The organism is Streptomyces sp. NBC_00016 (assembly GCF_045040885.1).
In the GTDB taxonomy this organism is placed as follows: Bacteria; Actinomycetota; Actinomycetes; order Streptomycetales; family Streptomycetaceae; genus Streptomyces; species Streptomyces coriariae.
Window position 1 is genome coordinate 111961 of sequence record NZ_CP108304.1, and the last position, 12381, is coordinate 124341.

Here is a 12381-nt window from a genome sequence, read left to right on the forward strand (position 1 = left end):
CGTCCCGACCGCGCACGAAGCACGTGCCTGAAGCCTGCACGTCTCAGAGGACTCGGGCCTGCCGTCCAGGCGACGGCGGGCCCGAACCGTACTGGATGGGGGTCAGACAGCGGTGGGGAAACGGTCCCAGACCCGGTGGCGGGCCAGCAGCGCAGTCATCGCGGTCAGGACCGCCTCGCCGCTGTCGGCAAGCACGACTCCGGGGGCATCGGACGGTACTGCGGCCGCCTGAAGGACGGCTTGCGCGCCGGCCCAGCCGCCGATGACCTTGGCGTGCCGGAATGCCTCGGCAACCAGGAGCAGCAGGCGGGCATCGAACGTCGCCTGGTCTGGTCCGGGTGCGCCGGCCTTGGCGTCCCGGGAGCCGTAGGAGTCGCCGCCCAGAGCGGGTGTTCCGGCGATGACGACGGCGTCGAACTCGACCGAGCGGGCGGTGGCGAAGGTCCGCTGGACGGTGATCGCGTCGCCGTCTGTGCCGAGCTTCCCTCCGGCCGGCGCAATGACCAGCGGGACCATGCCCGCGTGCTGCACGGCCTGGCGCAGGGCCCGTACGCCGTCGGCGTCGGTGGAGCCGTCGGTGACGATGCCGATGACCCGGCCGTCGGCAGGCCATTCCTGGCCGACCTGGGACAGGGCGGGGCTCGGCTGCACATCGGCAAGGGTCTCGGTGGCCTCGGGAACGGGGAGTCCGAGACCTTCGGCAACCCGGGCACACAGCTCGGCGTCGATATGGGCCAGCGCGCGCAACTGCCTTTCCTTGATGGCGTTGCTCCAGCACTTGCCGAGCTCGAAGGTGTAGGCGGCGATGATGTGCTCGCGTTCCACCGCAGACATGCTCAGCCAGAACAGCCGGGGCTGACTGAAGTGGTCGGCGTAGCTGGCCGGGGCGTCGCGGACCTTGCGGCCGGCGGGCACTTCGACCGGTGTCTCGATGAAGGCGCCGCTGTCCGCTCCGGCGAAGAACGGGCAGCCGCCGTCCAGCGAGTTCGGCTTGTACGGCGCCACCCCGGTGTGTACGGCCTGCTGGTGAAAGCCGTCGCGCAGCATGTCGTTGACGGGCGAATGCGGCCTGTTGATCGGGATCTGGTTGAAGTTGGGGCCGGCCAGGCGTGTGATCTGGGTGTCCAGGTAGGAAAAGAGCCTGCCGGCAAGCAGCGGGTCGTCGGTGACGTCGATGCCGGGCACGAGGTGGCCGACGTGGAAGGCGATCTGCTCCGTCTCGGCGAAGAAGTTGCTCGGGTTGCGGTCCAGGGTCAGCAGGCCGATCGGCTGGACCGGGGCCAGTTCCTCGGGGACGATCTTCGTCGAGTCGAGCAGGTCGATGCCTTCGAAGGTCTGCTCCGCGATGTCCGGGAACACCTGGATGCCCAGCTCCCACTGCGGGTAGGCGCCGGTTTCGATTGCGTCGGCGAGGTCGCGGCGATGGAAGTCGGGGTCGACGCCGCTGGTGATCTGGGCTTCCTCCCACACCAGGGAATGCACTCCCAGCTTGGGCTTCCAGTGGAACTTCACCAGCGTCGTGCCACCCTGCGCGTCGACGAGGCGGAAGGTGTGGACACCGAAGCCCTCCATGGTCCGAAACGAGCGGGGGATCCCCCGGTCGGACATATTCCACAAGGTGTGGTGCTGGGCCTCGGTGTGCAAGGAGACGAAGTCCCAGAAGGTGTCGTGGGCGCTCTGGGCCTGCGGGATCTCCCGGTCCGGGTGCGGCTTGCCGGCGTGGATGACGTCGGGGAACTTGATGGCGTCCTGGATGAAGAAGACCGGGATGTTGTTGCCGACGAGGTCGAAGACACCCTCCTCGGTGTAGAACTTGGTGGCGAACCCACGGGTATCACGGACCGTGTCGGCGGATCCGCGGGATCCCAGCACGGTGGAGAAGCGCACGAAGACCGGTGTCTCGGTGTCTTTGCGCAAGAATGCGGCGCGCGTGACGTTCTCGGCGGTGCCGTAGGCCTGGAAGATGCCGTGAGCGCCGGCGCCGCGGGCGTGGACCACGCGCTCGGGGATGCGCTCGTGGTCGAAGTGCATGATCTTCTCGCGCAGGTGGTGGTCCTGCAGAAGAACCGGCCCACGGGCACCCGCCTTGAGTGAGTGATCGGTGTCGTAGAGCCGGGTGCCCTGGGCGGTGGTCAGGTAGGTGCCGCTCTGCGCTTTACGGGTGGGGTCCGCGCCGGTGGGCTGGCCGGTGGGACTGACGGTTTCGGGGGTGCCTTGATCCGCCTTGGGCGGGAGCGGCGCACGCGGCTCGACAGGCTCCTCGACCGGCACCGGCTCCGGCGACGGTGCACCAGGCACGCCTTCGGCGGGACCCTCGTCGCCCAGCGCTTGCGTCAGCTTCTCAGCTGCGGCTTTGATCGGGTTGGGCTTCGACATCGTTCCTCCATGCTCGGGTACGGCCTACCTCGTCACGAGCCATGACCGCCACGGGCGGCGGCATAACAAGGGCATGAAGAACATCCGTCCAACGCCGCGCAGCCGTGTCCGGCCGCGCAAGTACCCCTCAGCGGACGCAGCAACTAGGTGCGCCCGTTGACTGGTCGTGCGCGACTCCTCGGGCTGTCACCGGTAGCGCGTACGAAGGGCCGCGCGGTCTCAGGGAGAGCCGCCGGCACTGGGATGGCGATGTCGACTTGGGCGGCGTACCGGCGGGTGTCGTCCAGTCCCAGGGCGGTGCGGCAGGCCATTTCCTCGGCCACGGTCGAGGTCGGCCACGGCACGCCGATCGGCTCGGCCGGGGCGACGCGGCAGCGGCCGTTCGTCCGCGGACCGATCGGCCGTCAGGGCCGGTTCACCAGTAGTGGCGTCGTCCGGCGACGGCGTGTCCCATCGCGCCGAGGATCCACAGGGCCGCTCCGACGGCCACCAGGATGACCCCGATGGTCCATAGGACGGCTATGCCGGTGACGAGGCCGATGACGAGCAGAACGACGCCCAGGATGATCATGACGTTCCCCTTGGGGAGTGGTGGCCGCTCCCCCGCGAGCAGCGGATCTTCATCTGTGCGAGAAAGGGGTGCGGGGGCTGTGGGAGCTCACCTCACCCGGTCCTCGTCGGGTTCGGACTCCTCCTCCTCGTCGGGGAGGCGGACGTCGCCGACGGCGATGTTCACCTCGACGACCTCCAGACCCGTCATCCGCTCCACAGCGTTGATGACGTTGGAGCGCACGTCGCCGGCCACGTCGACGATGGCGACGCCGTACTCGACGACGATGTCCAGGTCGACGGCGGCCTGGCGCTCACCGACTTCGACCTTCACCCCTTGCGTGACGCCCCCGCTGCCGCCGGGGACCCTGTCCCGCATGGCACCGAAGGCGCGGGCCACGCCGCCGCCGAGGTTGTAAATTCCCGGCACCTCACGGGCGGCCATGCCCACGATCTTGGCCACCACGCCGTCCGCGACAGTGGTCTTGCCCCGGGTCTGCGCCGGAGCCCCGACCCCGGTACGGCCCTTCAACGTGCTCACGTCCGCATCGGGCCGGCCCGTCGAGCCGCGGTTGCTGCTGGTGGTGGTGTCTGTCATGGCGATCGCCTCGGCCCCTGTCCGATGTGCTGTGCGGGCTCCGGGTACCCGCTTCTCCTGAGCCGCGAACGGATCGCACGATCAAAAGGAACGGCTCCGCTCGGTGACGCTCAGACGCCGGGTCCTCTTCGTGCATGGCGCGAAGCGAAGCCCGGATGTAGGCATGCAGGCGTGGTGGCATGCGGGCGCGGCGCTCCACCCTGATCGGTCCGTCGGAGGCGCGTCCGCGGGACGGGTGGGGCGATCAGGCCGGCGTTGTCCGGGCCTCTGCCGCCGTGCCACCGCGTCATGTCGTGTCGCGTCGCGTCGTGTCAGGTGACCAGCAGGCGGTTGAAGAAGGAACGGTAGTGGCGCAGCGCTTGGCGCAGGTCTTCGGTGTCGGCCTGTTCGCCCCTGTTCCACTGTCCTTCGAGTTCCTGTTTGTGGTCGGCGAAGGTGGCGGCCAGCCTCTGCATCACGTCGGCGACGAGGGCGTCGGCGGTGTGCACGGCGTCCCGCGGGTCGTCCACAAACCTGTCCTGCACCTCCTGCCAGCGGGTGCGGAACCCTTCCTCGTCCTCTGTGGTGAGGAGCTGCGGGACGTCGTCCTCGCCTTGGACGGGCTGGCCCGCGGTCCGGGCCGGAGTGCCTGCCGCGGCCTCCACCGGCTCCCTTTCAGCGGGCTTGCTCGGCGTGTCCGTGCTCTCACCGGGGAAGGTCGGCACATCGGCAGGAGGGCCGGCCGCGCCCTCCTGTACGGACCGGTCGCGAGGCCGGGCGAGGTCGTCGGTGGACAGGCCGCTCGCGGCGGCGGTGCCCGGTGTGTCTTCGCGTCGCATGTCTCCTCCGTTCCTGGACGCCTGGCGGCGTCCCGGTTCGGGCGGCGGGCTGTTCGCTGAGCCCTTCAGGCCCGGGCGTGGCGGGGTCGTCCGCCGTCAGCGAGCAGCTCGTCGAACAGGGCGCGGTAGTGCACCATGGCACCCCGCAACTGTTCGGTGGTCGCCTCGTGGCGGGTGCTGAGCACGTCGACATCGTGGGCGGCCCGGTAGTGCTCGAGGGTGCGGCCGTGCTCGACCGAGAGGTCCTTGAGCTGTTGCTCGAAGTCGTGGGTCGGGTAGCCGCGCTCGTGCATCAGGGAGGTCACCAAGCGGTCGGCATCGTGCACGGCGTCTTCCGGGCGGTCCACGAATTCGTCCTGCACGTTGGTCCAGTCCCGCGTGTACCGATCCCTGACGCTGCTGTCCAGCGGCTTGATGTCCAGCGTGTCATGTCGCTTCTCGCGGGCACGGAGCTCACGCTCGCCGGCCGTGCGGCTGTCGGCGTCCTCTACCGTGCGCGTGTACTCCGGGCCGAAGCGCTCACGCAGCTTCCGGCGGCGCCTGAGGGAGACCGCGACGGCTACCAGGGCGATCACCACCACGACGGCAACGATGATTGCCAGAAGTGTCCCTGTCGACATGGGCAGGACCCCCTCACGGGCGCGCCATATATTCCTATTTTGCCGATTCCCTACCTTTTGCCTTTGAAACGAGACAGCTGATCAGTACCTGCAGAAGGCAGCACCGCAGCCCGGCCGGCCCGCCCTGCCGGACTGCGGACCGCGGACCGCGGACCGCTGACTGCTGACTGCTGACTGCTGTCTGCTGACTGCGAGGAAGCACCGCACGGGGGTGCACTTGCCGGCGGACTCGGGCCTGTGCGCGCGGATCCTGTGGTCCGCCATGACTTCGGGAGAGCGCCCCCACCGTGCACGCGTTGTCAGGCCGTCGGGATCTGCCGGGCCTCGGCCGGGGATTCCGTCGGGGTTTCGGCTGCCGATGACGTGATCAGTGCGGAGGGTCCGGTCCCGCGGTCGGTGAGGCCAGCGAGGAGGGCGAGGGCGAGGCCGGCGGCGGCGAGGGCCGCGCCGACCAGGGCGGGCGAGGCCCAGCCCCAGCCGGCCGAGATGGCCAGGCCGCCGAGCCAGGCGCCGCCGGCGTTGGCCAGGTTGAAGGCGGAGTGGTTGGAGGCCGCCGCCATCGTCGGGGCGTTCCTCGCCTTGGCCATGAGCAGCATCTGCACGGGTGTGGTGACCAGGGCGCCCATCGCGCCCATGAAGGCGAGTGTCACCAGGGCGGGAACGGTGCTGTGGACCGTGAAGTAGAACGTCACGAGCGACGCGCCCAGCAGGGCGAGCCCTCCGTACAGCGTCGGGCGCAGGGCGCGGTCGGTCAGCGGGCCCGCGATCAGCGTGCCCAGCGTCATTCCGCCGCCGTAGAGCGCGAGGACCCAGGTGGTCGAGGAGTCGGAGAGACCCGTCACGTGGGTCAGGATCGGCACCAGGTAGCTGTAGACGGCGAAGAAGCCGCCGAATCCCACGACGGCGGTGGCCAGGCCGAGGGCGACCTGCCGGTTGCCCATGGCGCGCAGTTCGTGCCGGATGCCGGCCTGGTTGCTGCGGGGCTGGTCGGGGACGAAGGCGGCCAGCGCGGCCAGCGCGACGAGGCCGATGACGGCGACGGCGCAGTAGGCGTAGCGCCAGCCCAGTTGCTGTCCGAGAGCCGTGCCGGCCGGGACGCCGATGATGTTGGCGATGGTGAGTCCGAGGAACATCCTCGACACGGCCCGCCCGGCCCGTTCGGGGGCGACCAGCCGGGAGGCCACGACGGCGCCCACGCCGAACAGTGCTCCGTGGGGCAGGCCCGCCAGGAAGCGTGCGGCGAACAGCAGGCCGAAGCCGGGTGCGAGGGCGGACGCGACGTTGCCGATCACGAACAGGGCAGACAGCAGGAGCAGGAGTCGTTTGTGGGCGATGCGCGCGCCGATGCCCGTCAGGAGCGGGGCACCGACGACGACGCCGAGCGCGTAGGCGGAGACGATGTTGCCGGCGTGCGGCACGGACACGCCGACCCCGTCGGCGATCTGGGGCAGCAGCCCCATCGTGGCGAACTCGGTCGTACCGATACCGAACGCGACGAGGGCAAGGGCCAGCAGGGCCAGTGGCATGGAGCGGAAGTACCTTTCGCGGGCGGCGGTCCGGATCGTGGCGGAGCAGGCGGGACCACGAGGTGTCCTGCTCCTGTGGCCATTCGCGCCGGCCACCGTTGCCCGGTGCGCCCCCCAGGGCAGGGAAGGCCCACAAGCAGTGCAGCGGTGGCACATGCCCACGCATTCCAAGATCGGCCGACAGGAATTATGGCCTGCATCACACCGGCTCCGGGGGTCGGTCATGCGGTGCCGGTCATGCGGGTGCCGGCCATGCCCCGGGCGCGCGCAGGGACGGTCTGCGGGCGGCGGAGGGTCGGTCCCCGGCCGGTGGCGGAGGGTCGGTCCTCGGCCGGTCGTCGTCGGTGCTGAGCGCTCAGGCACTTGAGACAGGCAAGTGGTCAGGCGGCCGCGGTCGTCATGGACGGGGCACGGGCGGGCGGCCCGTGCCCCGTCGGCGGCCGGCGGCCGGCTCCCGGCTTCGCGGTCGTCGGCGTCTCGTTCTGCAGGCAGGCACGCACGAACAGCCCCCGCGCGATGTCGGTGCCGGTATCGCGCGGGGGCTGTTCGTGGCTGCTGCGGTCGCCGTTGCGACGGAAGGGTCAGTGGTGCGTGATGCCGAGTTGGTTCGAGGCGGCGTCGACGGTCTGCGCGAGCAGGACGGCGATGGTCATCGGGCCGACGCCGCCGGGCACCGGGGTGATCAGACGGGCTCGGGTGAGGGCGGTGTCGAAGTCCACGTCGCCCACGTTGCCCGGGTTGTAGCCGGCGTCGATCACCACCGCGCCGGGCTTGATGTCCTCCCCCCGGATCAGCCGGGGCCGTCCCACGGCCGCCACCACGACGTCCGCTTCCCGGATGATGTCCGGCAGGTCCGCCGTGCGGGAGTGGCAGTAGGTCACCGTCGCGTTCCGGGCGAGCAGGAGCATTCCCACCGGTTTGCCGAGGATCGCGCTGCGGCCCACCACGGCGGCGCGCCGGCCGGTGAGATCGACGTCGTAGGCCTCCAGCAGCCGCATGATGCCGCCCGGGGTGCAGGACACGAAGCCCGGCAGCCCGAAGCTCATGGCGGCGAAGGAATGTGCCGTGACCCCGTCGACGTCCTTGTGCGGGGCGATGGCCTCGAACGCCGCCCGCTCGTCGATGTGCGGGCCGCAGGGATGCTGGAGCAGGATGCCGTGCACGTCCGGATCGTCGGACAGGCCGGCGAGCGTGTCGATCAGCTCGGCGGTCGTGGTGGTGGCGGGCAGAGCGATGTGCCGGGACCGGATACCCGCCTTCGCGCACCGCGCCCGTTTCATACGGACGTAGGTGACCGACGCGGGGTCCTCCCCCACCAGCACCGTCGCCAGGCAGGGGCTGGTCCCGGTGTGTTGTGAGATCTGTGCCGCCTTGGCAGCAGCCTCTTCGACGATGCGTCCGGCAAGACCGGTGCCGTCCATGAGCTGGGCCGTCCGAGTCGCGGACATCGTTGCCTCCGGGGTGTGGCCGACCACTCGCCCAGGCGCACGGCAACGACGTCTCGTCAGACCGCTCCCCGGTGGTGCTCCACCTCAGCGCCAGTCACGGCCCACAGCGCACTGTAGTAGACGCGCAGCCTGCTCACACCGGTCAATGTCCGGTGCCAGGAGGCGACTTGCCGGGGCCCGCCGGCTCGGGCCGGGGGCGGGGGCGAAGGGTGGGGTCGTGAAGGGGCGGTCGCCTGCGCGGCGAAAGGCTCTGCGGGGCTTCAGCCGGACGATCGTCCCCGCAGGCAATAGGTGAGGCCCGGGGACACTGTCCCCTTCACGACCACGTCCTGCACAACACGGCCTGCCCTGGCGGCATTCCCGTGCCGTCACCGTGGCGGCATTCCCGCACCGTCGACCGGCCCGGCGGGCTCCCGTCCCGGCTCGGGGGAATCACGGGACCGGGGCCCTGCCGTCGCCTTCCCGGCAGCGTGGGCATACGGATGCGTCAGGCGCCCGTGCGGCTGCGGCTGCGTGCTTGGGGCATGTGCGGGCCGCGGCCGCGTGTGGCTGAGGCGGCTGTTTACACGGTGCGCTCCATGCAGAGCAGTTGGTCGCGCGTTTCCCATGAGGGGACGACGGTGAAGCCGAGCCGCTCGTACAGGGCGATGGCGCTCGTGCGCCATTTCCACACCGACAGGCGTACCGTGCCGACGCCGTTGTCCGCGGCGTGCGCAAGCGCGGCGGCGATCAGGCCGGACGCGATACCCCGGCTCCGCGATGCCGGGTCGGTCCAGAGTCTTTTGATCTCCGAGCGTCCGCCGGCGGGGGCGGTCAGCACGACGCAGCCCACGGCTGTGTCGCCGCCGCTCAGAGCGATCAGCACGGTGTCGTCGGCGAACGCGGCCCGCGGGTCGAGGATTTCCGTCCGGTAGCGGTCCGGCAGCGCGTCCACATCGGCGACCGGGTCGCCCTTCTCGGCCTGCGTCCGCAGGTGGTAGGCCGCCAGCAGCTCGGCCGGCCGGGCCGCCGCAGGGCCCTGACCTGGCCAGCGGACGATGACAACCCCGTGTCGATCGGTCATTGCGCCAGCATCACACGAGCCGTACCCGCGCCTCAGGAGGGGTGGGTACGGCTAGTTCTCGAGGCCCCAGCTGTGGATCCGCCTGGGGTGGACGCGGATCACCTCCTCGCTGAAGTGCGGGCCCAACTCGTGCGGGCCGACGAGGAGTTCGGCCTCTCCTCGGATGTCCACGCCGCGCACGGTCCAGGGCCGCAGGCTCACGACGTCGTCCACGACGAGCGCGGCCTTCGGGTTCTTGCGGAGATTGCGCCACTTCTTCGTCTGTCCCATGGCGAATCCGCCGATCAGGATCGTGCCGTCTTCCTGCAGGAAGAACCCCACGGGATTGGCCTGCGGCTGCCCCGACGGGTCGACCGTCGCGAGGCGCCCCAACCGCTGCGACATCAGGTACGCGCGTTCGGCCGTGCTGAATTCGGTCATGGCAGCAGCCAAACATGTTCCCGGCCGCGCGCACATCGGGTCACCGACCTAGGTCCGGGGGCTGAGACCGAGTCCCGACCCTGCAACGTCAACGGCGCCCCACACGCTGCTGCGCCACCCCTTCTACAGTGAGGCGTTCCTCAACCCGGGCCTGCGCGACGGCCCAGGGCTGGCTGGAGGAGCAGGTCCGTGCCAGCGCCCTGGAGCGGCAGACCGGCGATCTGCGGCACGTCATCGGCCGCCCGGCCACCACCCTCGACGAGGCCGGCGGTGCCGTACTCAAAGGCTTCAGGGGCTTCAGAGGCTGCGGAAGTCCTTCGCGTCGGGGTAGGTCACGTCGGTGCAGCCGCGCCGCTTGGTGATGTCGTCGACGTAGGCGCGGAACAGGGTGTTCAGTCGCCGGGAGCCGAGGATGTCGTCGTAGGTGTAGCTGGAGCTGAGGGTGTGCAGGGCGGGTTTGCCGTCGCAGACGGAGGAGGCCCACCACGCTCCGTCGGCGTGTCCGGCCGTTCCCGCCTTGATGATCGCGTCCTGGGCGCCGAGGGCCTCATATCCCACGGTGTGCGCCTCCGGGCCGAAGTAGGAGGCGGTGCGCAGCCACCAGGGCGAGTGGGTGAGCGCGCTGCGGGCGTAGTCGCGCTGGTCGTCGTTCAGTTCGTCGGCGATCCGGCCCACCTGGTCGGGGCCGACCGCCAGAAGGCAGCCTTCGAGGGGGTTGGCGTTGCGCAGGGGTATCGCGAGGGCGCGGTCGGGCAGCCGGTCCTGTCCCTGTTGTGTGAGGTGTGCGGCGAACCAGCTGCAGGAGCCGCCGGCCGTCTTCGCGGGGCGAAGAGTGATCGGCACGGAGGCGAGCCGGCGGCCGGGCAGGGCGGCCAGGCTGGTCTTGCAGCCGATCCGGTCGGCTGCTGCCTCGGCGGCGGTGCGGGCGATGCGGGCGAGGCGTTCACGGTCGGCCGCGGAGACGTCGTCGTAGTCGGCGCGGGCGGTGACGTTCAGCAGTTCGGGGGCCGTCGTGCGGCTGCCCGGTCCGCACGCGGCGCGCACGGTCGTGTACCAGTCCCCGTACCGGCCCAGGGTGCCGTCGCCCACGGGCCACGCTTCGGGGCGCCGGTCGGCGACCGCCGTGACATCGTCCTTCTCGCCGTTCTCGGTGTCGTCGGTGTCGTCGGTGTCGTCGGTGTCGTCGGTGTCGTCGGTGTCGTCGGTGTCGTCGGTGTCGTAGAACGGCTCGAGTCCGCTGTCGTCACCGATCCAGTTCATCGGCTCGGAGGCGTCGCTGCGCCGCACCACCAGCGTGAACAGACTCGTGGTCTTTCCGGGGCCGGGCACCTTGTAGACGGTGCAGGAACTGTGCAGTTCGCGGCTGTCGATCCGGTACTCGTCGTAGTCGCTGGCCTTCGCCCGGACCATCCCGCCCTGCAGGTCCATCACCGCGGCCCCCGACACGAGCCCGCCGCACGCCGCGCTGATGTCGCGCTCGCTGGACGCGCGGTCGCGGAGGTCGTCGGCCGTCAGCCAGCCCGCGTACAGGCTCAGCCCGATCCCGCCCCACGCCGTCCACCGCCACAGCCCGATCAGTCCCGCGCGCACCGCAACTCCCCCGTTGTGAACCCGTCCGGCGCGATCCGTGCCGCGCCGGTCGCCGAGCGTAGACGGCCGCCGTCCGGCACGTTGAGGGAGGGCGGCAGACACGTTCCGCGTAGACCCGCGGGCGTGCGGGCGGCTCGTAATCTGGTCGGGTCTCATCGCCTGTGGGAGGGAAGTGTGCTCGTGCCGCCGTACGGGGAAGGGGCTGCGGGCGGGACTGCGGGCGGGGCTGTGCGTTGCCGTCGGCGGTGAGCGTCCTGGGCCGCCTCGGCCGTCCGGTGCCCGGCGGGCTGCGCCCGCTGAGCGTGCAGGAGGTGCGGGGCGGGGCCCGGATGGTGCTGTGCGCCACGCTGTCGTGGTACCTGGCGGTCGAGCTGGGCATCAACAGTGCCCCCATCGCCGCTGTGCTGCCTGCGGTGTTCACCTTGTCCGGGATCCCGCTGTGGGCCCCCCGGCTGGGGCTCTACCGTCTGGGCAGTGTCCTGCTGGGGGTGGGCATCGCGGCGCTCGCCCTGCGCTGGCTTCCCGTGTCCACGCTCTCCCTCGCCGTCGTGGTGAGCGCCGGATACCTCGCCAGTCTCCTGGTGCGTATCGACGGTGCTCCCAGCCAGCAGGTGCTCGTCAGCGCCGTGCTCGTCTTCGGTGTGCCCGTCTCCGGCTATCCGGAGCAGCGCGTTCTGGAGAACCTGGTGGGGATCGCGGTGGTCATCCTCCTGGGTCCCCTGCTGTGGCCTCCCGACCCCAGCCGTCTGCTGTCCGGCCGGCTCGACGCCTACCGCGACCGGCTCGACCGTCTGCTGGCGGAGCTGGGCCGCCACCCCGGCCGGGCCCCGCTGGGGCAGGGGGCGGGGCAGAAGGCGGGGCAGGCGGGGGGCCTGTGGCAGCAGCCCCATGACCTCGCGCGGGATCTGGACCGGGCCCGGCGGGCGCTGCGCTGGAGTGTGACGCACCGTCGTTCGGCCGCCGCGCTCGACGAGGTCGGATACCGCATCCAGCTGGCCGAACGCACCGCGGCTCCCTTGCACTGCCTCACCGCGCAGCTGCGGGCCGCGGGCGGGCAGGCGGCGGCCGGCCCCGGTGACGCTCACGCCGGGGAGGGCCCCGGCCCGTTGCTGGACGCGGTGCGGCACGCGCTGATCCGCGCGCTGGCCGGCGCCGATCCCACGGAACCGATCGCCCGGGCCCGGGTGATCGGCGAACGGGGCGGGCCTGCCGGGAGCGGCCGGCACGACAGCCTGCTTCGCGGCATCCTGCTGCTGGTCCTCGACCGGCTCGACGACTACCGCGAAGCGCATTTCACCGGACGGTGACCTGCCGGTGGACCGGCGGCATCACCAGGGCCGGGTGCCGGCCGGTGGGCAGGCCGCCCTCCCACC

General features: G+C 71.0%; 11 protein-coding genes and 1 riboswitch. Of the genes, 1 reads left to right on the forward strand and 10 read right to left on the reverse strand.

Features of this window, described 5'->3' with window-relative positions; genetic code table 11:
- Positions 1 to 102 precede the first annotated feature (102 nt).
- The 10 genes from OG933_RS00545 to OG933_RS00590 all read right to left on the reverse strand — a co-directional run bounded on the left by OG933_RS00545 (position 103) and on the right by OG933_RS00590 (position 11008).
- Positions 103 to 2376 carry a catalase gene (locus OG933_RS00545; protein ID WP_362533426.1) on the reverse strand — a complete coding sequence of 758 codons (2274 nt, stop codon included), beginning with the start codon at positions 2374 to 2376 and terminating at the stop codon, positions 103 to 105.
- Positions 2377 to 2791: 415 nt separating this feature from the next.
- Positions 2792 to 2947, reverse strand: coding sequence for a DUF6131 family protein (locus tag OG933_RS00550; RefSeq protein WP_362276647.1), 156 nt, complete (start codon positions 2945 to 2947; stop codon positions 2792 to 2794).
- A gap of 87 nt (positions 2948 to 3034) precedes the next feature.
- Positions 3035 to 3523 (reverse strand): Asp23/Gls24 family envelope stress response protein, encoded by a 489-nt coding sequence (locus OG933_RS00555; RefSeq protein ID WP_362535197.1) that lies wholly within the window; start codon positions 3521 to 3523, stop codon positions 3035 to 3037.
- Between the two features lie 311 nt (positions 3524 to 3834).
- Positions 3835 to 4341 (reverse strand): hypothetical protein, encoded by a 507-nt coding sequence (locus OG933_RS00560; protein ID WP_405624772.1) that lies wholly within the window; start codon positions 4339 to 4341, stop codon positions 3835 to 3837.
- 65 nt (positions 4342 to 4406) lie between these two features.
- Entirely contained in the window at positions 4407 to 4961 is a 555-nt protein-coding gene (locus tag OG933_RS00565) for a hypothetical protein (protein ID WP_362535192.1), read from the reverse strand.
- Between the two features lie 299 nt (positions 4962 to 5260).
- Positions 5261 to 6487, reverse strand: coding sequence for an MFS transporter (locus tag OG933_RS00570; protein ID WP_362535189.1), 1227 nt, complete (start codon positions 6485 to 6487; stop codon positions 5261 to 5263).
- Between the two features lie 581 nt (positions 6488 to 7068).
- Complete coding sequence (locus OG933_RS00575; RefSeq protein WP_405624773.1) at positions 7069 to 7935, reverse strand: bifunctional 5,10-methylenetetrahydrofolate dehydrogenase/5,10-methenyltetrahydrofolate cyclohydrolase; 867 nt, start codon at positions 7933 to 7935, stop codon at positions 7069 to 7071.
- Between the two features lie 22 nt (positions 7936 to 7957).
- A riboswitch (ZMP/ZTP riboswitch) is annotated at positions 7958 to 8043 on the reverse strand.
- 454 nt (positions 8044 to 8497) lie between these two features.
- The gene (locus OG933_RS00580; RefSeq protein WP_405624775.1) at positions 8498 to 8998 is read right to left on the reverse strand and encodes a GNAT family N-acetyltransferase; all 501 of its coding nucleotides are present in this window, start codon (positions 8996 to 8998) and stop codon (positions 8498 to 8500) included.
- Positions 8999 to 9049: 51 nt separating this feature from the next.
- A complete protein-coding gene (locus OG933_RS00585; protein WP_405624776.1) occupies positions 9050 to 9418 on the reverse strand; it encodes a PPOX class F420-dependent oxidoreductase in 369 nt (122 codons plus the stop codon).
- Between the two features lie 297 nt (positions 9419 to 9715).
- Positions 9716 to 11008, reverse strand: a complete 1293-nt coding sequence (locus OG933_RS00590) for a hypothetical protein (protein WP_405624778.1) — start codon at positions 11006 to 11008, stop codon at positions 9716 to 9718.
- A gap of 245 nt (positions 11009 to 11253) precedes the next feature.
- Between OG933_RS00590 and OG933_RS00595 the strand changes: the two genes are divergently transcribed.
- A complete protein-coding gene (locus tag OG933_RS00595) occupies positions 11254 to 12315 on the forward strand; it encodes an FUSC family protein (protein ID WP_405624779.1) in 1062 nt (353 codons plus the stop codon).
- The last annotated feature ends 66 nt before the right edge of the window (positions 12316 to 12381 follow it).

Bases quoted from the DNA above. Each gene is read 5' to 3' on its own strand.
- OG933_RS00585 (WP_405624776.1), bottom strand. From the start codon at position 9,418: ATGACCGAATTCAGCACGGCCGAACGCGCGTACCTGATGTCGCAGCGG.
- OG933_RS00550 (WP_362276647.1), bottom strand. From the start codon at position 2,947: ATGATCATCCTGGGCGTCGTTCTGCTCGTCATCGGCCTCGTCACCGGC.
- OG933_RS00545 (WP_362533426.1), bottom strand. From the start codon at position 2,376: ATGTCGAAGCCCAACCCGATCAAAGCCGCAGCTGAGAAGCTGACGCAA.
- OG933_RS00565 (WP_362535192.1), bottom strand. From the start codon at position 4,961: ATGTCGACAGGGACACTTCTGGCAATCATCGTTGCCGTCGTGGTGGTG.
- OG933_RS00555 (WP_362535197.1), bottom strand. From the start codon at position 3,523: ATGACAGACACCACCACCAGCAGCAACCGCGGCTCGACGGGCCGGCCC.
- OG933_RS00570 (WP_362535189.1), bottom strand. From the start codon at position 6,487: ATGCCACTGGCCCTGCTGGCCCTTGCCCTCGTCGCGTTCGGTATCGGT.
- OG933_RS00560 (WP_405624772.1), bottom strand. From the start codon at position 4,341: ATGCGACGCGAAGACACACCGGGCACCGCCGCCGCGAGCGGCCTGTCC.
- OG933_RS00580 (WP_405624775.1), bottom strand. From the start codon at position 8,998: ATGACCGATCGACACGGGGTTGTCATCGTCCGCTGGCCAGGTCAGGGC.
- OG933_RS00575 (WP_405624773.1), bottom strand. From the start codon at position 7,935: ATGTCCGCGACTCGGACGGCCCAGCTCATGGACGGCACCGGTCTTGCC.